At 39.9% G+C, this 25824-nt stretch carries 13 protein-coding genes and 1 CRISPR repeat array; of the genes, 5 read left to right on the forward strand and 8 right to left on the reverse strand.

The genetic code is table 11. The features are described from left to right. Window positions 1-156 precede the first annotated feature (156 nt). Window positions 157-7102: direct repeats of the CRISPR family, unit length 29 nt; unit sequence CTTTCAATTGCACCTGTTGGTATTGAAAC. Window positions 7103-7253: 151 nt separating this feature from the next. Continuing rightward, window positions 7254-7973 (reverse strand): MvaI/BcnI family restriction endonuclease, encoded by a 720-nt coding sequence (locus tag P1X15_RS18810; protein WP_277339679.1) that lies wholly within the window; start codon window positions 7971-7973, stop codon window positions 7254-7256. Window positions 7974-7990: 17 nt separating this feature from the next. Further along, entirely contained in the window at window positions 7991-8692 is a 702-nt protein-coding gene (locus P1X15_RS18815) for a site-specific DNA-methyltransferase (protein WP_277339680.1), read from the reverse strand. Between the two features lie 774 nt (window positions 8693-9466). On the opposite strand from P1X15_RS18815, the gene P1X15_RS18820 reads away from it, so the two are divergent. Next, entirely contained in the window at window positions 9467-10582 is a 1116-nt protein-coding gene (locus P1X15_RS18820) for a Fic family protein (protein ID WP_277339682.1), read from the forward strand. A gap of 351 nt (window positions 10583-10933) precedes the next feature. Here the strand turns inward: P1X15_RS18820 and P1X15_RS18825 are convergent, their stop codons facing one another. Continuing rightward, window positions 10934-11092: a hypothetical protein gene (locus tag P1X15_RS18825; protein ID WP_277339683.1), complete on the reverse strand. Its 159-nt coding sequence runs from the start codon at window positions 11090-11092 to the stop codon at window positions 10934-10936. Between the two features lie 331 nt (window positions 11093-11423). Between P1X15_RS18825 and P1X15_RS18830 the strand changes: the two genes are divergently transcribed. Next, complete coding sequence (locus tag P1X15_RS18830; protein ID WP_277339684.1) at window positions 11424-11813, forward strand: hypothetical protein; 390 nt, start codon at window positions 11424-11426, stop codon at window positions 11811-11813. A 378-nt stretch (window positions 11814-12191) separates the two neighbouring features. Here P1X15_RS18830 and P1X15_RS18835 read toward each other — a convergent pair whose 3' ends face one another. Further along, the gene (locus tag P1X15_RS18835; protein ID WP_277339685.1) at window positions 12192-13427 is read right to left on the reverse strand and encodes a hypothetical protein; all 1236 of its coding nucleotides are present in this window, start codon (window positions 13425-13427) and stop codon (window positions 12192-12194) included. Between the two features lie 140 nt (window positions 13428-13567). On the opposite strand from P1X15_RS18835, the gene P1X15_RS18840 reads away from it, so the two are divergent. Beyond that, window positions 13568-14686 (forward strand): Gfo/Idh/MocA family protein, encoded by a 1119-nt coding sequence (locus tag P1X15_RS18840; RefSeq protein WP_277339686.1) that lies wholly within the window; start codon window positions 13568-13570, stop codon window positions 14684-14686. Between the two features lie 317 nt (window positions 14687-15003). Here the strand turns inward: P1X15_RS18840 and P1X15_RS18845 are convergent, their stop codons facing one another. Further along, complete coding sequence (locus P1X15_RS18845) at window positions 15004-16575, reverse strand: hypothetical protein (RefSeq protein WP_277339687.1); 1572 nt, start codon at window positions 16573-16575, stop codon at window positions 15004-15006. 968 nt (window positions 16576-17543) lie between these two features. Here P1X15_RS18845 and P1X15_RS18850 point away from each other — a divergent pair. Both P1X15_RS18850 and P1X15_RS18855 read left to right on the forward strand, forming a co-directional pair. Next, window positions 17544-18659 (forward strand): TlpA disulfide reductase family protein, encoded by a 1116-nt coding sequence (locus tag P1X15_RS18850; RefSeq protein WP_277339688.1) that lies wholly within the window; start codon window positions 17544-17546, stop codon window positions 18657-18659. A 453-nt stretch (window positions 18660-19112) separates the two neighbouring features. Then, window positions 19113-19781, forward strand: a complete 669-nt coding sequence (locus P1X15_RS18855) for a hypothetical protein (RefSeq protein ID WP_277339689.1) — start codon at window positions 19113-19115, stop codon at window positions 19779-19781. A 103-nt stretch (window positions 19782-19884) separates the two neighbouring features. Here P1X15_RS18855 and P1X15_RS18860 read toward each other — a convergent pair whose 3' ends face one another. From P1X15_RS18860 to P1X15_RS18870, 3 genes are all read right to left on the reverse strand, one after another. Next, a complete protein-coding gene (locus P1X15_RS18860) occupies window positions 19885-22713 on the reverse strand; it encodes a T9SS type A sorting domain-containing protein (RefSeq protein ID WP_277339690.1) in 2829 nt (942 codons plus the stop codon). Between the two features lie 312 nt (window positions 22714-23025). Continuing rightward, window positions 23026-23373: a hypothetical protein gene (locus P1X15_RS18865; protein ID WP_277339691.1), complete on the reverse strand. Its 348-nt coding sequence runs from the start codon at window positions 23371-23373 to the stop codon at window positions 23026-23028. A gap of 201 nt (window positions 23374-23574) precedes the next feature. Then, window positions 23575-25710: a transcriptional regulator gene (locus tag P1X15_RS18870; RefSeq protein ID WP_277339692.1), complete on the reverse strand. Its 2136-nt coding sequence runs from the start codon at window positions 25708-25710 to the stop codon at window positions 23575-23577. Window positions 25711-25824: the final 114 nt, after the last annotated feature.

The following is a 25824-nucleotide window of genomic DNA, read 5'->3' on the forward strand; positions in this document are numbered from 1 at the left end:
CTTCTTCCTTGAAGCGCTCGAAATTAAAGGATTCGTCAGTTTTCATTGTGTCTATAAGTTAAAACTAAGTTACTTATTTTCCCCCTTTGATTCAATTTGGGGTGACACAGTTTAGTTTACAATCTCGAAAGTCTTTATCGGAAAGTACTTCTTTGGCTTTCAATTGCACCTGTTGGTATTGAAACTTGTAATCAACGCGCCCATTCTGGAGGAAATCGAGAACTTTCAATTGCACCTGTTGGTATTGAAACATATTGTTATTGCACCGCATAAAGGTCCTGTACCTTCTTTCAATTGCACCTGTTGGTATTGAAACTCTCGAGCAAGTAACCTGCCAGCCAAATCATCTTCGTCTTTCAATTGCACCTGTTGGTATTGAAACTATTGTATTCAATCCTAACTGGAGTGTCGCTACTTCTTTCAATTGCACCTGTTGGTATTGAAACGTATTCAGTGTAGAAGCATTGACTTAACCGCAAGAGCTTTCAATTGCACCTGTTGGTATTGAAACTCGCTGTCGCTTCTGAAATAACCTTTAACTTTCATATCTTTCAATTGCACCTGTTGGTATTGAAACAAAAACAGGAAATACTTCCCCATTTTTAATTTCGCTTTCAATTGCACCTGTTGGTATTGAAACTAGCATACCCTACAATACTACTTTTCGCAAATTTCGCTTTCAATTGCACCTGTTGGTATTGAAACCGAACCATGACGTTCCAAATCGTTACGAAGCTAAGACTTTCAATTGCACCTGTTGGTATTGAAACTGGTACCCAATTGGCCATCCACATTTACCTGAACCCTTTCAATTGCACCTGTTGGTATTGAAACAAAAATTGCCACGCCAATAAGACCAATGAAAGTAACTTTCAATTGCACCTGTTGGTATTGAAACACACGTAGGCTTTGTTTACCTCCAATAGCTTTGCGCCTTTCAATTGCACCTGTTGGTATTGAAACCAATTGCCGCAATGATTGAGAGGATTAAAGATTTAGCTTTCAATTGCACCTGTTGGTATTGAAACGTGTCAATATCCTCGCCAATGATTACGTTATAGCGGTCTTTCAATTGCACCTGTTGGTATTGAAACAACTTTTGGCAGCAGGGGAGGCGAGGGAGATAGCGGCTTCTTTCAATTGCACCTGTTGGTATTGAAACTGGTATGGTGGATTCTTTTTTCTAGCACATGCTTAGACTTTCAATTGCACCTGTTGGTATTGAAACGTGAGCAGATTAGTCGAGATGCCGTGGTGAGACTCCTCTTTCAATTGCACCTGTTGGTATTGAAACGCTGGATTGATAATTCTCATGATACACAAGAAAACACTTTCAATTGCACCTGTTGGTATTGAAACAAGTGACCCCATATTTTTGTTGTACGTCCGTCCCACTTTCAATTGCACCTGTTGGTATTGAAACCTTGTATCTGAGTCTCCTGCGATTATTATCGCAAACTTTCAATTGCACCTGTTGGTATTGAAACGCGGCGTTACTAATCACATTGTTGGGCCAGGCATTACCCTTTCAATTGCACCTGTTGGTATTGAAACTAGTCAATAGCGTTGACTTGCGCATCGATTACTTCCCTTTCAATTGCACCTGTTGGTATTGAAACGCGCAAAAGCTACACCCTCAGAGAAAAAGGCATACCTTTCAATTGCACCTGTTGGTATTGAAACTAAAGTTTTTGCCGGTCGTTGGATTGGTCGGCAAACTTTCAATTGCACCTGTTGGTATTGAAACGCCTTTTCATGCTTCTGAAATTTTAAGGGTTTTCAATCTTTCAATTGCACCTGTTGGTATTGAAACTGTATTATTTTTCAAAAAAACGATAGATGGGTGGTTCTTTCAATTGCACCTGTTGGTATTGAAACAAGGGTCAGGCGTCAACAGCGGCCAAAACATACTACTTTCAATTGCACCTGTTGGTATTGAAACTACAAACCCCTGCATACTAGGATTAGGCTTAAAGCGGCTTTCAATTGCACCTGTTGGTATTGAAACACACTAACCGTGCGCACCTCCTCTTTTACTTTTACTGCTTTCAATTGCACCTGTTGGTATTGAAACCCAATAGAAACACTAGGGTGCAGGAGATAATTAATCCCTTTCAATTGCACCTGTTGGTATTGAAACACGTTTTGACGGTTGCTTGAGAGCTGCCCCACGTTCTTTCAATTGCACCTGTTGGTATTGAAACCTTATCTGCTCGTTGCTTACCGCCATCATCCCGCCTTTCAATTGCACCTGTTGGTATTGAAACATTTGTCGAAAGCCCCTTTATTTGCGTTGTAAATCGCCTTTCAATTGCACCTGTTGGTATTGAAACTTTTGTTTATTTTCGACCAATATTTACAATCAAAATCTTTCAATTGCACCTGTTGGTATTGAAACTACCAGTGGTGGTAGGAATTGGGGTAGTACCATTGCTACTTTCAATTGCACCTGTTGGTATTGAAACATTCACTTCTTGCTGATGAAAGCGGCGTATTCGAACCTTTCAATTGCACCTGTTGGTATTGAAACTTCTCTGGCTTTGGTGAGTACGTGTCACCGAATGTCCCTTTCAATTGCACCTGTTGGTATTGAAACAAGGTACAAAAGTAACCCTAGCGCGGTCGGTAGCTGTCTTTCAATTGCACCTGTTGGTATTGAAACAAAACTGTTTGTCCCTCTTTTAGTTTTAAAAGTTCTTCTTTCAATTGCACCTGTTGGTATTGAAACGAGTGCCAAAACCCTAGTATATCGGACATTAAGACCTCTTTCAATTGCACCTGTTGGTATTGAAACAAAACTGTTTGTCCCTCTTTTAGTTTTAAAAGTTCTTCTTTCAATTGCACCTGTTGGTATTGAAACGAGTGCCAAAACCCTAGTATATCGGACATTAAGACCTCTTTCAATTGCACCTGTTGGTATTGAAACCTTTCGACGATATTGTTACTTACTCGAAGATATTTCCTTTCAATTGCACCTGTTGGTATTGAAACGAAGGCTGCTAAGCTCTACATTTTTCTCCCTAAAAACTTTCAATTGCACCTGTTGGTATTGAAACTCCTTAAAAGTGACTTTATGCCCTTTCGGGACTTGTTCTTTCAATTGCACCTGTTGGTATTGAAACCCGTAGTTGGCGAAGTATCCCGCTGGCCGCAAGAACACTTTCAATTGCACCTGTTGGTATTGAAACAGTCTTCGGCAATATCAAAACTGATAAGTGTTGGATCTTTCAATTGCACCTGTTGGTATTGAAACGTGGGTAGGGTTACAGGTCAAGTTCAAATTGAAGTGTCTTTCAATTGCACCTGTTGGTATTGAAACTATGTCAAGCCTAATAAGCAATATCATTCCAAAACTTTCAATTGCACCTGTTGGTATTGAAACTATACCATTTTTGCATAATAGGCAGGTATTTCATTACTTTCAATTGCACCTGTTGGTATTGAAACAAAATTTACACTTTCGGCCCGAGTTTTCTCTTTTACTTTCAATTGCACCTGTTGGTATTGAAACCCGTTGGCGACCGTGATTCTGTATCGCGTGTTGTCGGCTTTCAATTGCACCTGTTGGTATTGAAACAGGAGTCCATTGCCAAAATTGAAAACATTGTTTCTCCTTTCAATTGCACCTGTTGGTATTGAAACAAACTACTGAAGGAGCTAGACAGTAAGGAGCTGAGCGGCTTTCAATTGCACCTGTTGGTATTGAAACAAAGCCTGTTCATGGTTTGGTTGGCCGAACTCATCACTTTCAATTGCACCTGTTGGTATTGAAACCCATTGACCCTCTGCTCACTGTCGAAGAGACAGCGCTTTCAATTGCACCTGTTGGTATTGAAACGTTTTCCACCACACTGGATTGATGCCCAATATATTTCTTTCAATTGCACCTGTTGGTATTGAAACATAGGCGCTTCATCTTATAGCGCCACTGATTATCGTACTTTCAATTGCACCTGTTGGTATTGAAACTGGACGGGGAAGTGACCAAGAAAGTCGAGCGCAAAGTCTTTCAATTGCACCTGTTGGTATTGAAACGCGATTTGCAGCACAACAATAAGCACCGCATCGGCTCTTTCAATTGCACCTGTTGGTATTGAAACATATGCCCCCGGGCATTGCCTGTGTTGCCTTTTTCCTTTCAATTGCACCTGTTGGTATTGAAACGTGTTATCATAGCCCAAGCATTGTTTGTAATTCATAACTTTCAATTGCACCTGTTGGTATTGAAACGCGCGCCTAGCTCGCTGGTGGCCACTGTAGCAGCTCTTTCAATTGCACCTGTTGGTATTGAAACGATACCCTGAAAGAAGTACAAAAGCAAATACACGTTTCTTTCAATTGCACCTGTTGGTATTGAAACTACACAACGGGGAATTTTATTTCTTTGCTCATTTTAGCTTTCAATTGCACCTGTTGGTATTGAAACCCGCTGAAAGGTGGCAATTGGTAAAGAAGATAACCACTTTCAATTGCACCTGTTGGTATTGAAACCTTTATAATTTTATTTCAATGAGCTTAAATACTTATCACTTTCAATTGCACCTGTTGGTATTGAAACGTGATGAAGGTGTTGTGTTCACCTTCGCGTTTAAACTTTCAATTGCACCTGTTGGTATTGAAACTGCAACTTCTTCGAGTCTGGCGATAGCCCTGTAATTTCTTTCAATTGCACCTGTTGGTATTGAAACAGGTTGCAAGCTCTTTACCGCTTGTACCCAAGTTGCTTTCAATTGCACCTGTTGGTATTGAAACCAGCAAGTAGTGCCACACAAGCAGAAACGGCGTCCTCAGCTTTCAATTGCACCTGTTGGTATTGAAACGAGTTTTATGAAGCTCTCAAACAAAAAGGACCTACTTTCAATTGCACCTGTTGGTATTGAAACTAGATGATGTTATCTCTTGCGCCTATCAAAAACATTGCCTTCAATTGCACCTGTTGGTATTGAAACTGAAATCGGCTACTTTCTTATCCTTTGCATCAAACAAACCTTCAATTGCACCTGTTGGTATTGAAACTTGGTAATTATAAACTTTTTAAATTTTTAATGTCATGCCTTCAATTGCACCTGTTGGTATTGAAACTAAGCAAATGTTAGAATCAATTGTATCTGCATCGGCAACCTTCAATTGCACCTGTTGGTATTGAAACGCTCAGGTTCGGGCGGTAATTCGGCTTCAGGCTTCAACCTTCAATTGCACCTGTTGGTATTGAAACAAATTGTAGAAAAAATATTTGGTTGGCAAACTGAAACCTTCAATTGCACCTGTTGGTATTGAAACAGGAAGAGGTAATCATGAAGAAAGTGCGCGAAGAACCTTCAATTGCACCTGTTGGTATTGAAACGCAAAGATAAGCGCTCTCAAGTGATTGAGTATGTTTCCTTCAATTGCACCTGTTGGTATTGAAACCTACGATAGCGATACCATTTAGCCGTTGCGCTTCGCCTTCAATTGCACCTGTTGGTATTGAAACTATATTTGGCATCGGTAGCTCATTGTCATTTTAATTACCTTCAATTGCACCTGTTGGTATTGAAACTCGTTTGTGCGTTCAAAGTTGCTTCGTAAGCATCTCCCTTCAATTGCACCTGTTGGTATTGAAACGTGGTTAGCATTGAGGCACAAGAAAACTTCACAGCTGCCTTCAATTGCACCTGTTGGTATTGAAACAAGAAATGTTGAACAGAGTTTACAAATTATCATGCAGCCTTCAATTGCACCTGTTGGTATTGAAACCTAGTGGGCAGCGCTTTGCGGAGGTAGATGTATTGGTCCTTCAATTGCACCTGTTGGTATTGAAACTCAAGCTCGAAACTCTTTCCTCGAAAAGCAAACTTCCTTCAATTGCACCTGTTGGTATTGAAACTCGTTTCCTCTTTCGCTCAGGAGAGGTGGATTGATCCTTCAATTGCACCTGTTGGTATTGAAACGTGGGAGGTGCAGGTGGTTCTACTAACTTGGCAGCAACCTTCAATTGCACCTGTTGGTATTGAAACTCGTCAGAGCTTACGGTATCATTGGGGTCATACTTCCTTCAATTGCACCTGTTGGTATTGAAACTCGTCAGAGCTTACGGTATCATTGGGGTCATACTTCCTTCAATTGCACCTGTTGGTATTGAAACTGCTGAGGGTGGTATTGAATGTTTGCCCCGTGAAGCCTTCAATTGCACCTGTTGGTATTGAAACGCGGTATCGAACTAGGTTCTAAAACTACTTCCGACCTTCAATTGCACCTGTTGGTATTGAAACTTACGATGATTGTCTCTACCTTTCCGTTTTTACCGTAGCCTTCAATTGCACCTGTTGGTATTGAAACATTTGAGAAGGAGAGCGGAGAGGAGATAATGGTCATCGCCTTCAATTGCACCTGTTGGTATTGAAACTTTGGCATATTTGTGAATCTGACACCTCTAATAACGCCTTCAATTGCACCTGTTGGTATTGAAACTTTTGTATTAACAGGACACAAAATCAACCTCCTAGTTCCTTCAATTGCACCTGTTGGTATTGAAACTTTAGCCGAATAACCTTGCCAGTAGACTTTTCTTTTCCTTCAATTGCACCTGTTGGTATTGAAACCTGAATTTCGCGGTTTTTTACCCTATTTTTTACCTCCTTCAATTGCACCTGTTGGTATTGAAACTCGAAAAAACGGTAACGGTAAGGAGAGCGTACAAACCTTCAATTGCACCTGTTGGTATTGAAACAAATTTCCAGCGCTGGCTCACCCTTGGCCAATCGCCCCTTCAATTGCACCTGTTGGTATTGAAACCAGGGATCACGGTTTCGGGGAGCGGAGCTAACAACGTCCTTCAATTGCACCTGTTGGTATTGAAACTCCTTGACCTGTCCCGTTTCCACCGCATCAGGATAACCTTCAATTGCACCTGTTGGTATTGAAACTCGGGCATGCTTCCAACGGGTTTCAAATCAATTACTGCCTTCAATTGCACCTGTTGGTATTGAAACGCGCTTGGAAATTCGATTTCGGCACCATTGGGAAGGACCTTCAATTGCACCTGTTGGTATTGAAACCTGTCGCTACCTCATTACCACCTCGTAATACCCTAACCTTCAATTGCACCTGTTGGTATTGAAACTTGTCAAATATGGGTATTTTGAACACTTGCCATGCCTTCAATTACACCAGCATTCTGAACCCCTGTGCCATTTTGTTGGAAAGATGGGCAAACTTACTAATGTAAACCAAGAAATTATAGATTGGCTTTGAGTATATTATTACCCATAATTTTAACCTACACCGGCAATTATTTTATGCTTATTAGCGTAAATCTTTGCTACATCATCATTTTTAATTCTGAATTTTGTGCCGTGATTTCTTATGGCTGACCCACGGCCTTCATTCGTTCGGGCATCAAAGTCAACGCAAATAACGCCCTCCAGGATTGCCTGAATAAAGCCTGTTATATCCGGCTCCCAATAGGCCGTTGCTTCCTTATACGTTACACTTCGAGGATTAGAGTGCATTTCTCCTTCAATGACGATTAACCGTCTCAGCTTGGAAGAAAGTGCATTTAAAATGGTATTATGCAACCAGTAGGGAGTTGCGCCGGTCTGTGCCGTGTTCTTAATGATGATCCTGTCGGTTTCATTCAGTACACAAAAACCACGCTTCGTTTGACCGCTTATGGTATGACGAAAACTGATACGCCCCTGTGCATCGGTCCATCCATAATCATTGACGACCTCTTTAATGATTCCCTTCGGTTCGGGGTCTTTGTGAAAAAGAGTTAAAAGAGCCGTTCCGCCATGGAATTTAATTTCCCAATCGTTCAAATCAGGAGAGTCCGCATTATTTTCCTTTATCCCTAGCAGATCTTCAAGGTATCTGCCCGGCGCACCGCTGCCGTTATACTTGCCGTCTGTGGGGAAAGCCCAAGTTCCCGCTTCAAGAATCTCGGCTATTTTTTTAAAGCTGGCCGTTGCTGAACGAGGTAAATTCGCAGGCATTGGCAGCTTTGGGGGCATTAGGTTCCTACTGTGCTTTTATTTTTGTGAGTGATTACCTTTTTAATACGATTCTTTGCCATTTTGCAATACTCAGCGGACAGCTCCGCACCGATCCATTCTCTATTAAGATGTTCGGCGGCAATCGCGGTAGTACCGGAGCCCATAAAAGGATCCAACACAACACCGCCATTCGTGGCAGCTATGCATCTTTCCGCCAATTCAATCGGGAAAGGGGCAGGATGCTCATTGTCACGGGCCTGCGGTATTTCCCACACATCGCCCATTGCGTTTGCTTTCGGGGCCAGTTTAAAGTCCGGTTTTGCGATAAGATAGATAACCTCATACGTTGGTAAAAAATAACCGGCATTAAAGTTAATGCCGCCTTTGCGCTTCCAAATAATGATTTGTCTTACCGGAAAGCCGGCAACAATGTCTGAGCGATCCTGTAAGAGGCCGTCCTGTACCCGCCATTTGTGGTTATAAAAGATGGCACCATCCTGTTTTAAAACGCGCATCATTTCCGTTAAGCATCTGCGTTGCCATTGAACATACTCTTCATGCGGCATGCAATCGTCATGGTCAGTATAGCCGTTAATCAAACTGGCATTGGACCATTTGCCACCCCGTCCGTCCTTCATCCCGTTGCCGGTAGAGTTTTTAAGATTGTAAGGCGGTGAGGTAACGATGACACTAACGCTTTCTTTGGGGAGCTGTTTCATTAGGTCAATGCAGTCGGCGCAGTGAATTTTACCAATCCATGGTTTTAAAGATTTAATTACGGGTCTCTGGAGGCGTACCGGTTCAACAACTTTCAGGATAAGCTGGGAGGAAACCGGCTTCGATTGTAAGAGTACTGCATTACGCGGCATGAACCACCTCCAACAATAAAGCGAAAAGAGATAACGGATGATACTTTTCCATCGTTATCATTCTATGGCAGCTACCTAACTGGTGTCAATAACTATGTTAAGGGTCAAAATTTCAATATCCTACATATTGAGTAAAGAAAGAATATTGGAACAAACTCTAAAGAATTAATGAATAGATAACGGTCTCATTCACCTTATAAGCCTCTTCTGCGAATTTACATTGATGTATTCTGCTTTCTTCTCCAACCGTTTCAGTGCCTTGGCCACAGACAAAAATCTAGTTCATTCAATAGTCAAGGGTTCATCTCCGAAGATATTATCTTCGGTCATTTTGCTACTCCTTTGGGCTATTTTTTTGGCGATATTTATCATCTTTCAGAGATGGCTGAGGTAGGTTTATATTTCAAATTTTGTGTTTTACTTAGCTGATATTTTATAAAGTATATACCTGTATAATTATTTAAAAAACGCCTCCAATATTGCTTTTGTTTATCAGCAATTTATCCCTAACAAGGTGGTCATGCGGCGAATATACCGTCCAATTACCGCAAACTATGCGGCAATTATCTTGACAATGCGGTAATTACATGCTACATTTACCGCACAACAAGCGGTGAATACAATATGTACATCCATCAACGACCTTTATGGCCTCATTTTTCATGGGATCGGCAAGTGATTATGGATTTGCTGGCTTCCGTTCGCCATAAACAGGGGAAACTCATTGGCCGAATGGAAAGCTTAGGCTTCCCTTTGCAGGAAGAAGCCGTGCTGCAAACATTGACCTTAGAAGTTCTTAAATCCAATGAAATTGAAGGCGAAATCCTCAATGCCGAACAGGTACGCAGCAGTATTGCCCGCCGTCTAGGTATAGACATTGGAGCACTCTCTCCCACAGACCGCCATATCGAAGGGGTGGTGGAAATGCTATTGGATGCCACGCAGCATTACGATCAGCCTCTTACAGAAGACCGCCTCTTCGGCTGGCATGCCGCGCTGTTTCCTACAGGACGCAGCGGTATGTACAAAATCACCGTAGGAAATTGGCGGGATAATGAGAATGGCCCGATGCAAGTAGTATCAGGACCTTTAGGTCGTGAGAGGGTTCATTTTGAAGCTCCCTCTTCCGAACGACTACCCCAGGAAATGGCTCAGTTCATAGAATGGTTTAATACCCAAAACAACATAGATCCTGTGCTCAAGGCGGCTATGGCTCATTTGTGGTTTGTGACCATTCACCCATTTGATGACGGTAATGGGCGTATCGCCCGCTCTATTGCTGATATGCAACTGGCGCGTGCGGATGGAAGTCATCAGCGCTTTTACAGCATGTCTGCCCAAATTCGACTAGAACGCAAAGACTACTATCATATTTTGGAAAAGACACAACGGGGAGATTTAGACATCACAGAGTGGGTTTATTGGTTTTTGACTTGCCTGGACAGGGCATTATCAGCCACGGAAGACATTCTTACCTCAGTAATAACCAAAGCACGATATTGGAAATTTTTCTCTGAGAAAAACATCAATGACCGTCAAAAATTGATGCTCAATAAATTATTAGATGGCTTCGATGGGAAACTCAATACATCCAAGTGGGCCAAAATCACCAAGACTTCAACGGATACCGCCTTGAGAGATATACAAAATTTAGTGGAGCAGGGTGTTTTGGTCAAAGAGGATTCAGGTGGTAGAAGTACAAGTTACAAGCTTGAAACCCGTATCCCAAAGAGCAATTAAAAACGCTAAAAAATAGACCCATTGATAATTTATCTACGGCAGTCGCTTCACTTTTCAGAGAAGGCTTGTACTAAAATAAAATTGTTGGAAAAAATGAGATAGGAAAAGTAAAGAATCTAATGTTGTTGTACCTATGTTGTACCAAACAAAAAAATATATTGTTTATTTTGCGTAAGTACCTGTATATTAATCGATTATGCTCTTGTAAAATATCTACTTGGGGAGGTTCAAAGCCTCGCGATGTTTGGTTTGATATGTATTAATTTGTAAAAGCCTTTTTTAAGGCTTGGTTTATTAGTATGAGCTAACAATTTTTTTTTAAAATCAATTCACTCTATCCTGATAATTTTATTAAAAACCTTTGACTGGGATGCTGTAGGATAGCAACATGCCCTGAAACATGGTTTTGAACAGGTCTCGGTATTGCAAGACCGTCGTTTGTTGGCGACCGCCTACTGCCAAAGCATTGGTCATGCGTCGATTCCCTAGGCGTAAATTAGTAAATGACATGTACCAGAAGGTATTCTGCAAAACAGTGAAACTGTAGTTCTGAGAAGGACCAGTAAGTCAGCTAGAAATAATGTAATGAGACATTGATTTATGAGAGGGCGATTTGTGATAGTAAAAGATATAAACGTTAGCAGTTTAAAAGAGTAAAGATTGTCTCTCTAATACGCCCGTTTTGCGAGACAAATTTTATTTTATAAACGGGCGTTTATGAGACAAGAAATCTGGTTAGGAATGGTCAGTCGATGTCGTGATTGCTATAACAGATTTACTTAACGGTTTGTTGCACAAGCAGTTCGTGTTTAGTTTTGTATAAACTAACACATTTCTAGCTATGACAAGTAAAACAATTTCGCTTCGATTTGTCCTGTATTTATTACTGGGATTCACCCTGTTTTCATGCAATAAAAGTGAGGAACCCGCTCCGGGAAATTCACCAGAACAATTCATTGCCAATAAATGGTGGTGTCCCGGCGGAAACTTTGCCCAACAATATTTTGCTGCAGACGGCAGTTGGCAACAACGACTCAAAATAACTGACACGCCCGATACTGGAAAATGGAGTTTTTCATCGGATAAAAAAACCATTAATATTTCTGATGTCAAAGGTGGCAGTACTACACAACTCTTAACGCAGTGGAGTTATATGGTTAATCGATTAGAAAGTTCAGCTCTGGATATCAATTATTCAGGCATTGCCATTAGTTACACGCCTTGTCCTTAACCAACGAAGTAGCCGGCAATCAATTGCCGGCTACTTACCGATAGTGGCCAGCGATTTGATCAATGAAATTCTGGCTTTGAAAAATTCGGAAAAATTTAAATCAAGAGCATCAGGCAGGGGTAAGGGACTGCCGCTTCAAGAGACGTCGAATCTAATTGCGTTGTTTCTTAATTGTTTTTCAAAGTGTTGATATTGCCCTTGTACATTTTGTATGACAAAAGAAAAAGCAATAATTAAAGGAGTAACTACAATGCGGTATATTGTCATAAAGAAATATAAGTTATGTTTTTATATAAATAAATTTGTAACTGTTTAGGTAGCTTTCAATGGGCTACCTAAACAGTTACTGATTAAAATTAATTTTATGAGACGGACAAGTCAGTATCGCTTCAATTCAAATCGTTTCACTTCGCCCGTGCCAAAAAACTGGATGCGCGTACCTACAATTGTTCCGATGTTATGCTCAATAGGACGACTAAAAGCCAGTTTGTCATTTACAAAAACCTTCATCGAATGACTTTTTACTTCGCAACGAACCTCTACCCAATCTTTGAAATCAACGCCTAAACCTGATAAATCTTCGGTGTGGCCGTCAAAAATGCGGTTGTTGAGTATGACCTCTAAATCTGCTACGCATCCTTTAGCACAAAGTGGTATTACTGTTGTTCCTTTGGTACCAAGTAAGGATATTTTGGTTTGCTGACACACACCATCACCTTTCCCAAAAGTATTTCTCAACGATGTTTCCATTACGAAGTGCTGACTCGGTACCGCCATTGTTTTTTGTACTTTAAACAAACTTACCCACGGCACTGACTGGAACAAACTTGGTTTAGCTTGCTCCAGGTCAGCCATTGTGATGTCGATAGGTTTGGAATAGTCAACCTGTTTTTTAGAAAAATAAATAGGAATAGGTTTCTTGTCCATCATGCGCAGCCAACCGTCAGTTTCGATGATTAAATCGTGGTTTTGTATAACCGAGTCATTGAGTACGAGTTGAATAGGGTAAACCCCCGGAGTATAATAAGTGTGTGCCCATTGAGACTTGTGTTTATCTACTTTTATGCGTTGGTGCGTGTCTTGGTTTTGTAGAATAAACACACTGTCGGCGTTGGAGTCCATGACATTGTATTTAATAAAAACGGTATTGGGTAAACCCTTCGTTATGAATTGACTGCTGAAGCGGATATGATGATACCGAAGATTTGGGGTATAATTCCAAAAAGCTGACAACGAATGAGGCATCAGTAAAATGAAAAGACACAACATCATACTGAATCTAAACCGGTTAGGTTGGGAAATAGCAACTGTAACAGAAGGTATAGTAGGAGGAGGCAGTAGAGCCACTTGTGTGCTGTTGAATGTACGCCAACTATCATAACCTGCAAATTGTGCCAACGCATTGAGTGTTCCCAAGTTAGGAGTACTGTCGTAAGGTATCTTTCCCCAGAGCCTTTTTAGGGTGCTGGTGCTCAATTGTGTGCGTGTTTCTTCAAAAATACGTTCACTGAGGTTTTCAAAATCTTGATTTTGCCAGTGTTCACTACTTCCCCAAGCCAGTTTTTCTTCGATGGACTTTTGGCATTTTTTGAGCGAATGTGCTTCTTTATTCATTTGAAAATGAATGATTTATGAGTTTGAACAAATCTGAATATATTTGAAAAAGCCTTGATTTGTGCGCTATTATATGCAAGGTACTTTTGTCAAAAAGTATAATGTATAAAATTATCTGATCACGTCTAAATTTTTGAAATATGAACCACGTATCGCGTCGAAAATTCTTACAAAATATAGGTTTGGGTAGTTCGTTGTTATCGGTTTCCGGCCTCACTTTACCGTCTAACAACTTTATTAACTCCAACAACGACCAAAAACTCAATGTGGCACTTTGTGGCTTAGGACGATATGCCAATGCCGTAGCGTATGGATTAGAATCATCAAACTATTGCCGTTTGAGCGGACTGGTTTCGGGAACGCCCACCAAGGCGGCCGAATGGGCAAAAAACTACCGTGTACCTTCACAAAATGTATACAATTACCAAAATTTTGATAAGATTATCAGCAACAAAGATATTGATTTGGTATATGTACTCTTGCCCAACGCCATGCATAAGGAGTATGTCATTAGGGCCGCAAAGGCAAAAAAACACGTTATTGTAGAAAAACCTATGGCACTCAACGCTAAAGACTGTGAAGAAATGATAAAGGTGTGTGAAGATGAAGGAGTGCAGCTGGCAGTGGGATATCGGTTACACTACGAACCCACACATTTGGAAATCAAAAGATTGGGACAAGAGAAAGTATTTGGGCAAGTAAGGTACATTGAGGCTTCGTTGGGTTACAAAACGGATGCACCGGGCGATCCTAATGAATGGCGAATGAAAAAAGCCTTATCGGGCGGCGGGCCATTGATGAATTTGGGTGTGTATTGCATCCAAAGTGCCAGGTATGTACTTGGAGAAGAGCCGATTTCTGTAACTGCGCAATTTGGCCCCAATACTAACAAAGCGTATTTTGCGGAGGTAGAAGCATCTATTTCGTGGCAACTATACTTTCCCGGCGGAGCGGTTTGTTCCTCAGTGAGTAGTTATAACTTTGCCATTGACCGGTTTTATGCAGGAGCCGATAAAGGTTTTTTTGAGTTAAGTCCTGCCTTGAGTTATGGGCCATTCAAAGGACGGACTTCCACCGGTGAATTGAATTTTCCGGTTATCAACCAGCAAACCCAGCAAATGGATGAAATTGCCCGGATTTTATTGACTAATCAACCCCTTCCCACGCACATTGCGGGTCAGGAAGGTTTAAAAGACATGCGGATTGTGGATGCCATCTACAAAGCAGCAAAGACAGGTAAGAAGATTTTGATAAGATAAGAACATGCCCACAAATAGATCTCGACAGAAAATGGCATTGTTATCGTTAAAATAGCTTTATGCCTTACCAATGCTTATTGATGTCAATTATCTGTCAGTTTCAGTACAATGTATCAATCACGACTTTGCTTAACACATATCAAGCACTACTTGTATTGCATTTTCACAAAGCCCTTGTTTCAGCAGGCATAACTACTTGAATTAATTATAAGCGCAAGCATACCGATTTAACCTGTAGTTTATTTCGGTATACTTGCACTTTGCGCTAATAAAACTAAGAAGTTAGAGCTGAAAGGTTTTGTAAGAGTGAAAGACACTTAATGGAGTTCAATATCTTTCGAAAGAAAACGGCCATCAATGGCATATAATCCGGGAAACTTCACAATAGGCGTAAGTTCACTACCATCAGGTCGGCATCTGAATAAGATATCATTTGCCCTAAATACGACGAAATTGGCCTCAGGAAATGACCACACATCAATACTAAGGTTTGTCATTCCGGTGTTAATCTCATTTATTAAATAGTTCGAAATACGCTTGTAAGTATTGGTGTTAAGATCGTAAATATACGTTCCTTGGGTCGCGGTCGTGATTTCTTCGTTGTCAATCTTTCTTCCTGATTTAGCATTGAAAATAATATGTGAATTATCCGTCCACTTATACTGGTTGTCGGTAAACGGAATAGGAATGACTTTTTCAGTCAAATTTTTAACATCTAGTACCACAACCCCCGTTTCTTGGGTCCAATAGCTTCTATTGCCTCCAACCCATCCTGCATTGCCTAAGAGGAGCCGACTTGAGTCAGGCGAAAACTCTTTTAGGAGTCCATGAGAAGTACCGACAACGCCCGTAAAGCCATTGGGCATAAACAAAAAACTTTTGGCGCTGGAACTCATATATGAGGTAGGGATAGGGACCGATGGTTTTTTTGCTTCAAAATCTTTCACTGAAAATGCAGGCTGATCATTGTCAGTTAACCCACCCTCCCCGTTATAGGTCGGAAACCCACACAACAAAGCTTTTGTTTGGGTTCTGTTCAACCACATTGAATGAAATGACTTGGGACTGCTGCGAAGAAATAGTTGTTTTTCCAACGACCACCAACCACTTTTGGAAGGATCATTTATATCAGTTGCATAAAACCAATCAGTGATATAAGTATTATTGTTAATCCAATCACCATCTATTTCTTTAAATTTTCCGGTAGTTAAATTAATCATCTTATCAACTTGGAAGCTTTGCTGTCCTACGATAGCGTTCTCTCCTTTCACAAATAAGATTTCTCCCGTCATGGCACCATTGAAGGTAAGTTGGGTCGGTGTTGAAAACTGACCTTTTGTTATATCAAAATCAACCTTCCAAATATCATTATTAAAAGTCAAATACCCTTTTGACCAATCCGTAGATAGTTTTACGGAGCTTCTGTCTAGGGCTGATCCTTTGCTAACCGTTGCCATTTCTACATCGTATTTGAAAACACCCGTTGAATCGAATCCTAGCAAATGATCTCGACTGCCAGGGATTCTATTAAACAGCATTTTATGTTTTGTAGAATAATAAGTTTCTCCTTTGCCTGGCCACCACGACACTTCTTTTCCGGTTCGTATGTCAAGAATTACACCATAACCACTGAAATTACCTTCTGCGGGCGAGAGATAGTTGGTATTGGTAGATAAGGTATAATAAGGTTTAGTTTCTATGGCATCAGATGTCCCTCTATGAACCAAAAGATAGTATTTGTAGTCGCTAGGTAGCAATGCACCTTTCAAAGTACTTTTGTTAGAAGTGGTAGTGGTTTTAACGGGTTTAGCGTTAGATTTGGTTTGTGAATAGGCAAAGTTTACAAAGGCAAGCAGTAAAAGCACTATAATGAGTCTTTCTTGTTTCATTGAGTGTAAAGATTAGTTAATTGCCCTAAATATCGGAGTTAAAAGCCTTACATCACTATGAAAACAAAAAAACTTATCCTATGAGGTGCCCTGTAAGTGGCCCTAAAATTTACGAAATTATCATTTTCAATGGCGTTCCATTGACGGTTGAATAGTGGATTACAGTAGTGTAGAAATCACGACTTTTCTTGATAATTTCCCACAAATGTTGGAAGTAGACTTTGATTATCTGAGCGGAAATTTGTTGGGAGGCGGAATAAAGAAGGACGTCTAGCGACAGCCGAGTTGTCTGATTGGTTTCATGTCTGAGTATCCCGTTGTCTCTACGCTGCTCTCTACCGTTCAGTTTGATTGAACTGTACCTGCTGCATTCTTTCTGTAAGGGTATGTCAATCGCTTTTTGGACTTCGGCTAAATTCAAACTTTTTAAACAGGGAAGGGTGGTTTTTTTTTCTTTATGGAAAAAGCATGAAACGCATTAATATAAATAATATTGTCTGATACGCATAAAATAATAGGAAGTGAAAAATGAAAAATTACTGGAATTCCAGTATTGGAATAAAGAAGAAATATATAAACCTTTGTGGAAATTAATTTAATACTGATTGAATATACTTCAAGGTGTACTTTTAACTAAATGTCCAGAGCCTATTGACTTATAAAGTTGTGTGCACAATGAAGTATGTAGTTGGTATTGTTATACGCTATGTAGATTGTAAGTAATGAAAAAGGTAGATGGTAGGAGACTGATGTAGCTATACTACTATTTGCTGGTTAGTTTTTTTGTTGTACTTTAATTTAAAGTTTGTGTTTCTTTGTGAATTGATTAGTGGTGTAAACATATGGCAAAAATAATTTTTCATTTAATATCTAATGAAAAATATGTTTCACAATCTCTGAATTTTAAGTGAACTGTAATATTTTTTTGTTTTTGTAAAAAAATACAAAATTTAATTATAAATAAATTTATGAAATGCTTTATTTTTATTTTATCTGTAATGGGGTCATGTGCAGTAAAAGGACAAGGTGTTTTTAAAATAAGCTTGATACTGCCAGAAGAGTTGGAGATAGACAAGTTAAATGTTTTTTACGACAATGGTATAAGTGAAGATAAGCTTAAGGTGTCGCGCAAAAATGGGCCGCTGTTTTTGACTGGAAAGTATTTTTCAAAATATGTGTTTTTGAAGTTAGTGTATCCAGATACAAGAAAAGAAGGTAATAAGTTTATTGGGACTTTTTTTGCGAATGACAAGCCAGGAGTGATAAGGATAGTTAAATCTGACAGTATAAATCCGTTTCAATATTACAAATTAAAGAATGTACTAGCTCCGAATGAATTAGGAAAGTCAAGATTTGACGATTTTATTAAGAAAGAACATGTTGATTTTGTGAATTTTATACAGAAATATACTGACCAAATGAATGACTCTTTGGCTAGTATAGCTTTTGAGAAGTCAGATAAACTAATGAATAAAAAAACTGAATTTGTTATTAAAAATAACAGTAATTATTATTCGTTTTGGGTGTACAGAAGAGAGGTTGTCTATAATCATATGATAACTCCGGATAGTTTAACTAAAATTTTTAATACTTTTACTGAAAGCTTAAAAAGTAGTAGAGAAGGTAAGGAGGTGAAAAAAATAATTGCTGGATTAGACCTGAGAAAAAACCAATTCATTGATAATGTAAGAATAAAAGACATAAATGGAGATTTTATTAAAATTATAAATAATGAGAAAAAGTATGTGTTGTTGAATTTCTGGGCATCATGGTGTGCTCCTTGTTTGAAAGAAGTTTCAATAGTTTTAGATATAAAGAAAAAATACTCAGATTACGTAGACTTTGTATTTGTGAGTGCCGATGAAGATATATTGGATTTTGAAAAAGCTGTTAAAAAGTTTAATATTATAGGTAGACATGCCTTTATTAATGATGACTTAATGAAGGCTTTTGGCGCTCAAGTGATACCTAAAGTGTATTTAATTAAATCTGATGGCTTAGTTTTGTATAATAGGAATGAAGAAAAAGATTTTAAGTTAGAGTATCTAGAAAAATTGATAGAAAAAGAAATATCTATGAAGTGAATTTGTTTTTTTTTTTTTTTTTTTTGAGGTTTTTTTAGAGAAAATAAAATTTCAATAAACTGTATACGTGCCTTATCTTATGGGTTAGTATATTGCATAAAGAGTAGGGGTTAGTTGAAGTATTGATATGTAAAATTTATTGTTCCTATTGACTTGAAATAATGGAGTGCATTCCTATAGATGTATGTGTAGCAGCTAATACAAACATTAATCAGTGTTTGACTAATGGATTTTTTTTAATTCTCTGGATATTCCTCTGCTTTATCATGAAGTCCCGCCCTCATACAGTATTTCGCTGAAATCAGAAGGCCAACGCAACTGATTCTTATGACTTTCTTAATATTATTTTTGTTTTGTCAGCCTTAGTGATAATTGATATTGTAATGTTTTTTTACAGATAAAATAATTAATTTCGAATCCTCATACACTCAACCTGATTCTACCTACGCTACAGTGAAGCCATTCCTCATTTTTATTGCCTGCCTTGTGGGGCTTGATACAGTCGCTCAAACAGGGGTTTTTGTTAACGAAAAAGGTGAAAAATACACCGAATTCGACTACAAAATGTCGTCGGAATCATTGATAAAAAACAAATACAAAGGAAGTATTTATTGGAAAGATACGCTTACCCTTGGCAGATTCTCGGTAGCTGGAGGTGATACGGTAGCCAAGCTTGTGCTGCTTGATCTGTTGAACCAACAATTTTTAGTTCACTTTGAAGATAACACTCGCGCAATTACCAATACGAATCTTACCTTAGACGGGCATCATTTTGTATGCATCAAAGGTCGCTTTTATGAGCCACTCTCGGTAGGGAAAGTGAAGGTATTAGTACATCATTCTTGCGTTTTGAAGGAATATGCTAAGGGGTATAAAGATGGGCTTCCTGAATCCTTGGATAATGATTTTCGGGGAGAAGTAGTTCGCAAAAAAGATTTTTACCTGCTTTTTCCCAACCATAAACTACGGCCCATTCAGCTTACTGATTATTCTGTTTCATTGGCTTTAGTACGCCATTATGAGTCTATCGAATGGCATATTGAACAATTCGGAAAGAAAATCAACAACGAAGCTGATGTGATTCAACTCTTGCATTTTCTGGAGGTCAGAGGTGTTTTTTAGAAATTGTTTCACCCTCTCACACAATGAGTGTTGTGTGAGAGGAAAGCAGGTTCCGATACTTCGACAGCTTTAACTGTGAAGACCAAATAGTGGTAAGAATAAGTTATTCAATTACCACTTTGGTCGTCGCTGTTTTCAGTCCTTGACTTACCCTGATAAGATACGTTCCTTTGTTCAATTGGGTGTGGAAATAGCCATTTTGCTGTCTAAATGGTTGAGTTCTGCCTAGCATATCAAACAATTCGACTTTTCCTTCTGAGAGACCTGGCGAGAAATCTAACTTAAAAGTTCCATTATTAGGGTTGGGAAAAACACTGACCGAACTTTGTTGTTGCGGTGACTCGGTACCTAACAAACCGGGACTTATGTGGATATACAAAGCCGCTGAAAAGTGATTACATTCATTGTGGCTTGCTTTTACCCTATAATATCCAGACGCTTTCACCTCATATTTCATACTAGTGGCTCCGTTGATATTGATACTGTCTTTTTGCCATTGATAAGTCCAACTGGGATTGTCATTGGCTTCCAAAATTACAGAAACAGTACCTCCGCTAGGGTTTGGACTTACGACTGGGGTGATTTTGACAATTTGAGCATTCGGAACAGGTAAAAAGGTAATCGTAAGTTCATTGGAGGAGTGCCTACCACAATCAGCATCGATGGCCACTACGTTGTAACTGCCTCCTGCTCCCGCACTTACTGAAATCACGGTGTCACTTAATCCCAAGGCTTTTCCATCTTTCTGCCATTGATAACTGAATCCCGAAATAGCACCAACACTCAACTGCACAGGTTCATTGGCACAGGCCAGGGTTTTAGTGGCTTTTATCTGAGGCACCGTGCATTCTTTAACCACCAAACGCTCGATTTTTCCCTTATAAATGATGAGAATCTCTTCCTCTGACACTGGATAAATGCTGCTGATTAAGTCCAAATTAAGCTCTTTAGGGATAATAAATGTGGAATCTGCCGAGCCGTCAGTATTTAATCGCATGAATTTATTGTAATCACCAAATCGCCCGAAAATGATGATTTTTTGATTGGTTTGAAGATAAGCCTTATAAACATAGGGAGACGGCCCATTGTCAGACAAAACGGCCTTGAAGGTATTGTCATACGACCCGTCAGTATTGAATCTTTTTAACTCTTCCTGATAATCACTGCCCATCAAGAGTTTACCGTCTTTTTGAATAGCCCTTAAATCCAAAGTCTGATTGGTAAGCTCAAACGAAGGGTCAGGTGTGCCATTGGCTAGAAGACGAGAGAAAGCAAAATTGTTTATCTTTAAATCATACATTCTGATCAGAAGTTTGCCATCTTCCAACAAATAATAGGAAGAAAAATCGGGTTGTAGAGCGAGTTGATGAAAGGCATTTTGAGGATTGACCGCTTGCCCTTGATTATCAACAATTTCTCTTTTTGGGGGGATGCCATACCGAGACCAAGGTATTATCAAGAATAAATTATTCGGTAAAGGAAGTGTTGTAGCACCAGTTCTTACAAATCGTTCATCGATACTACCGTCAACTTTTATTCGGTAAGTTTTGGGAAGCGAGTCCCATTCTGGCGATAGATTTATAAGCAACGAACCGTCGTTTAAGTTGTACAAATTCATGATGTTGTTGGCCAAAAAACTGCGATTCGAAGTAAAGGAGGTCGGTTGTGTAATTTTTTTTGGTTGAAAAATAAACGTGTTGTCGAAGCTGCCGTCTTTGTGGAGTCGATACAGGTCGGAGCTAGAGTTTTGTTGGATATCTGCTAAAATTTGATTGTCTTTCAATAACGCCTGAATTGATTTTACACCTGATCGGTGAAGGCGTACAGAAGATTTTTGAAGCACATTTCCTGCACCGTCAATCCACGTAAGGTCATTGATGTGATTTGACAGCAAAAAGGTGCCGTTAGCAAGCGATGTAATTTGATAGCCAAATGCAGGGTTGATGAGTGTTGTATCCTTAAGTAAGGGAGTGATTTCATTCGTAATCGTATTGATTCTATAAGGCATTTTTTGAGTAGACTCCACAATGGTACCGTCGGATAAAAGAGAGCTTTGTCGAGAATCAACTTTTATTGAAAGCGGCAAAGAATATTTTTTTTCAAGGTTTCCGTCGGCACTAAAAATAAAATAGGTGTTGGAGTTTAGGTCTTTCAGAAACAGCTTTCCATTAGGAAAGATTGAAAACTGAGCTATATCCAAAGAGGTTGAAGAAAAGGCTGTATTATTTTGACGAAGGTGGAATTTGTTTTCTAATTGTCCGTCTTTCTTGAATAGTTTGACGGTAATGGTGTCAAAGCGAGCACCACCGATTAAAACTTTATCGTCAGCGGTTAGGCCCAGAAAACGACTGTTGTCATCAAATTTTTCCTGAGCAAAGCGGAACGTAGTGTCTGGGCTTCCATCACTCAATAAGCGAAGCAGTTCATATTTTTGACTCTCTGTTGCCAAATTAAGAACAACTATCTTACCGTCTGATTGAATCTTTAGCCCATAAACAAAATAATTTCCTTTAGGTCTGTAAATCGTATCAACACCTCGATCGTTAAAATTGATTATTTGCTGAATGGATGAATATTTAGCATCAGGAATGATTACCGTTTTTCCATCTGGGAAAACTTTAGAGGCTGAAATTTCATAAATCGGATGAATATACGTTTGTTGGAAGGTTTGATCGTAGCTTCCATCTTTATTGATTCTCAACGTATTGCCCGACAGGTGTTTGTCGTCGATGTAGTCAAATTTTTGGGTGATTAGGATGACTTTTCCATCTGGCAAAACTAGGGGAGACTGGCTTGCTCCAGCAGCGACTTTATCGCCCACAAAATCAGGACTTTTAAATTGAGAGTCTAGTACGTAAGTTTTCTTGTTTTGTGCATAGCTACCAGAAACAACACTCCAGGCTAAGAATAATAGAATGGCTGCTTTTTTCATTGAATAATTATCAGTAAATACTAGAAATGGTTTTGATTCAATCCATTATAAGAAAGACATTATGAAAGACGAAGAAACAGAGGTAAAGAGTTGTATGTAAAAAGAGGAATAGACTTCTTTTCATGTTCCACTCATACACTGGAGACTCTCAAAGAGTAGACAAAACTGAAGCGATTTTGCCTTGCTATTTCGATGTTAAGAGCATCTAGTAGTTATAGATTGAATGCAGGGGGCTGGGCTAACTGATTCATAGCGTATCCAAACGGATACTGGCCATGAGTTTGGGTTTTCGTAACCGGAGGGGATTGGATACTATCTGGATTTAGCAGCCGTAACTTCGAAAGGTAGGGGAGATATATTTTGTAAATCTAGCTCTGGAGAAGTAAGAAAATAGCCAGTAACATAAATTTTCAAATTGTTTTTTTTGAATTCCTCAGACAGGCCACAACTACCCCACGCCACTCCATTGGTATCAGAAATAAGCATATAGCCACTGTACAAGCCTCCAGAAGCAACGACCGTCACAGGGGCGTTGACAACATGTTGAGCGCGACTTAGATTGGTGCTACCATAGCAGCCCGCTACAGCAGGATTAGGCGTGTCTTGTTTACAACTTACCGATGCAACCAACAAAGTCAATAAGAGTAAATAGCGATACATGGTTTTTTGTGGTTATTGCTGAGATGCTGTTTAAATTTTTTTAAACAGTAAATACGAGAGGGTTCCAATCAATCTATTTTCTGTCCTAAGGACGTTGCTTTGTCGAAAAAAGTTGGAATTAAAATATCTTTTTATTGGCAGCATCTCACTCATGTTCGTCTTTGCAACGGTAAGAAAACGAGGGGATTAGTCTCCATTCTACTACTTCCAAAATCCATAATAACGTCCTATCCAATAAGCGGCCAGAAAATAACTGCCACTTTCTTCCGTTTTTCCGTCGTCGCCCGCATCAAAATGTTTGGGGTTGGTATTCCAGCGCGAAATATTGCTTTCGGGCGTAGGAATAGGCTTCGTAGATTGAAGCTTCCCTGAACGGCTTACGAGTTGGTCTTTGGGCAAGTCCCACCGATGACTGTTTTCCATGGTCCAGTTTACCAAATCCAAGGGGTACTGTTGGATTTCTTGAAGAGCTATTTGTAAATCACAATCCTTGTTGAGCATCACACTACTCAATACGTTCCAGACGGGCATGTGGTCGTTGCGGACGGCCTGCCAACTTCTTAGCAAACTTTTTTGATAAAGCTCCCGATGAGGGTCGCCTTGGCTGTAGCGAAGTAGATTGTAATAAGGAAAAAAATTGAGGATATCGTCCGAATGACTTGTTTCAAAAGGCCCAAAGATTTTGGCTTGTACCGCATTTTTAGCGTAGCCGTGCTGCGTGACTAGATACTGATAATGTTTTTCAAATTTTGAATCGCCCGTGAAATGATAAGCAGTTTTCAAAAAAGAGAGAATTTGGAGCGAATTAAGTCCTCTTTCATACATCCAATTGGGTGAATGATTGAGCGAGTCGGGATGCCATATACCCCAGCGTGTAGGTTTTCCATCAAAGTCAATCAAGTGATAATTGTTGTCAACAATATGGTCAACAATGCGCTTGATTAGCTGCCGGACACGTTTTTTTTGAGCCGAATCTGCCACCATATCATAAAAAAGAGGTAGCGTAAACAAATGCCCCGTGATTTCGTCAGAGCTAGTATCATCAAGCCATTGCCATTTGCCATCAGGGGACGAATGCCATTTTTTAGGATGTGGCGACCGCGACTGTGTCACTATGTCGGTAGCGGTGGCGTAGGAGCGGGCAGGGTAGCCCGATATACCCGTTACGGTTTCGAGCCTTTCCAAAGCTTCAAAAGTTTCAATGGCACGGGCTTTGGCTGCCGAATCGCCCGTAGCCGCATAGCGAAAACATTCGGCTAGTAAATAACACGAAGTCCAAAGACCGTCGTTGTCTTCATTGTCTGAATAACTACTTGATATATCTCCCTGAATTTTTAATTTGGAGCGATTGATAAGCCCGCGACGATTGTGCCGCAGTGCGGTGACTTTTTCAAAGAGATCTGCTTTTTGCGCCAAAGTCATCGGTTGTTGTTTGATTTGAGAAATACCTTCGGGCGTAGCAATCCAAACCGTCAGTGAGTCGATGACCAAAATGTCGTTTACTTGACCATGAGGCATCCATCGTTTACCATGATAATAATGCCAACTTGAATCTTTTTTGATAACGCCCTTATGAGTACCCATCCAGATACCATCGTGGGCCGGGCGCACTACTCTGACTGGGCCATAAGGCAAGCCATCTGCACCGCGTAGTGTCCAGTGGTCGCCGTTGTCGGCGATACAACTCACCGCCCATACACTACCAAAAATCATATCCTTACCTTGATTGTAAGGAGAAAGAGCATAGTAGGTCTCTTGATTGCCTATGGCCATTAAGGTCTCGTCGAGGTTTACCCATTTATCATCTTTTCTCCGCCAAAGCCCCTTCGTAGTGGCTATGTACAAGCTTCCCGCTGCATCTTTGACTATATCGTTTACCCGGATTGGTTTTATGAGGGGCGAAAAATCCCAACGGTCTTCCCACTTCCATAATCCCCCAGTAGTACCTACCCATAATGTATTTTTGCTTTCCCAAAACAAACACACAATCGTATCATTGACCGCTAAGGGAGGCGACCCCATGTTTTTTGTATTTTTTTCGGATTGAATGTTCTTAGCCGAAGCCATCCACACGTTGCCGTCCAAATCAAGCGTGGCTGTGCGCCATCCCGTGCCTTGACGCCGACCCGTCCATTTCCCGTCTTTTTGCCTGAAAACGCCTGCGGAAGTAACAGCTACTACATTTGCCTCAGAATTGAATAATTTAATAACATTTTTACCAGCTTCGTCAGGGAGGATAATGTCGGTTTTGACTGTTTGCAAATAAGTTTCTTGTGCCAAACAGGCCGATATAGGGAAACTGAGCAAAATCAGTAAAAAGGTTTTAATAGAAGACATGTGGAGAATTTTTAAGATTCATTGGCAAGCTAACCAATCATAATACGCTCTTTGGTTTGATTTAGGCTATAAATAGACAGAGGTAAATTGCTGACGGATAAGAGCGTGTTAGTG

This window comes from Runella sp. MFBS21 (genome assembly GCF_029433105.1).
Lineage (GTDB): Bacteria > Bacteroidota > Bacteroidia > Cytophagales > Spirosomataceae > Runella.

Coding starts and splice junctions, on each gene's coding strand:
- P1X15_RS18810 (WP_277339679.1), bottom strand. CDS start 7,973: ATGCCTGCGAATTTACCTCGTTCAGCAACGGCCAGCTTTAAAAAAATA.
- P1X15_RS18815 (WP_277339680.1), bottom strand. CDS start 8,692: ATGAAACAGCTCCCCAAAGAAAGCGTTAGTGTCATCGTTACCTCACCG.
- P1X15_RS18820 (WP_277339682.1), top strand. CDS start 9,467: ATGTACATCCATCAACGACCTTTATGGCCTCATTTTTCATGGGATCGG.
- P1X15_RS18825 (WP_277339683.1), bottom strand. CDS start 11,092: ATGTCATTTACTAATTTACGCCTAGGGAATCGACGCATGACCAATGCT.
- P1X15_RS18830 (WP_277339684.1), top strand. CDS start 11,424: ATGACAAGTAAAACAATTTCGCTTCGATTTGTCCTGTATTTATTACTG.
- P1X15_RS18835 (WP_277339685.1), bottom strand. CDS start 13,427: ATGAATAAAGAAGCACATTCGCTCAAAAAATGCCAAAAGTCCATCGAA.
- P1X15_RS18840 (WP_277339686.1), top strand. CDS start 13,568: ATGAACCACGTATCGCGTCGAAAATTCTTACAAAATATAGGTTTGGGT.
- P1X15_RS18845 (WP_277339687.1), bottom strand. CDS start 16,575: ATGAAACAAGAAAGACTCATTATAGTGCTTTTACTGCTTGCCTTTGTA.
- P1X15_RS18850 (WP_277339688.1), top strand. CDS start 17,544: ATGAAATGCTTTATTTTTATTTTATCTGTAATGGGGTCATGTGCAGTA.
- P1X15_RS18860 (WP_277339690.1), bottom strand. CDS start 22,713: ATGAAAAAAGCAGCCATTCTATTATTCTTAGCCTGGAGTGTTGTTTCT.
- P1X15_RS18865 (WP_277339691.1), bottom strand. CDS start 23,373: ATGTATCGCTATTTACTCTTATTGACTTTGTTGGTTGCATCGGTAAGT.
- P1X15_RS18870 (WP_277339692.1), bottom strand. CDS start 25,710: ATGTCTTCTATTAAAACCTTTTTACTGATTTTGCTCAGTTTCCCTATA.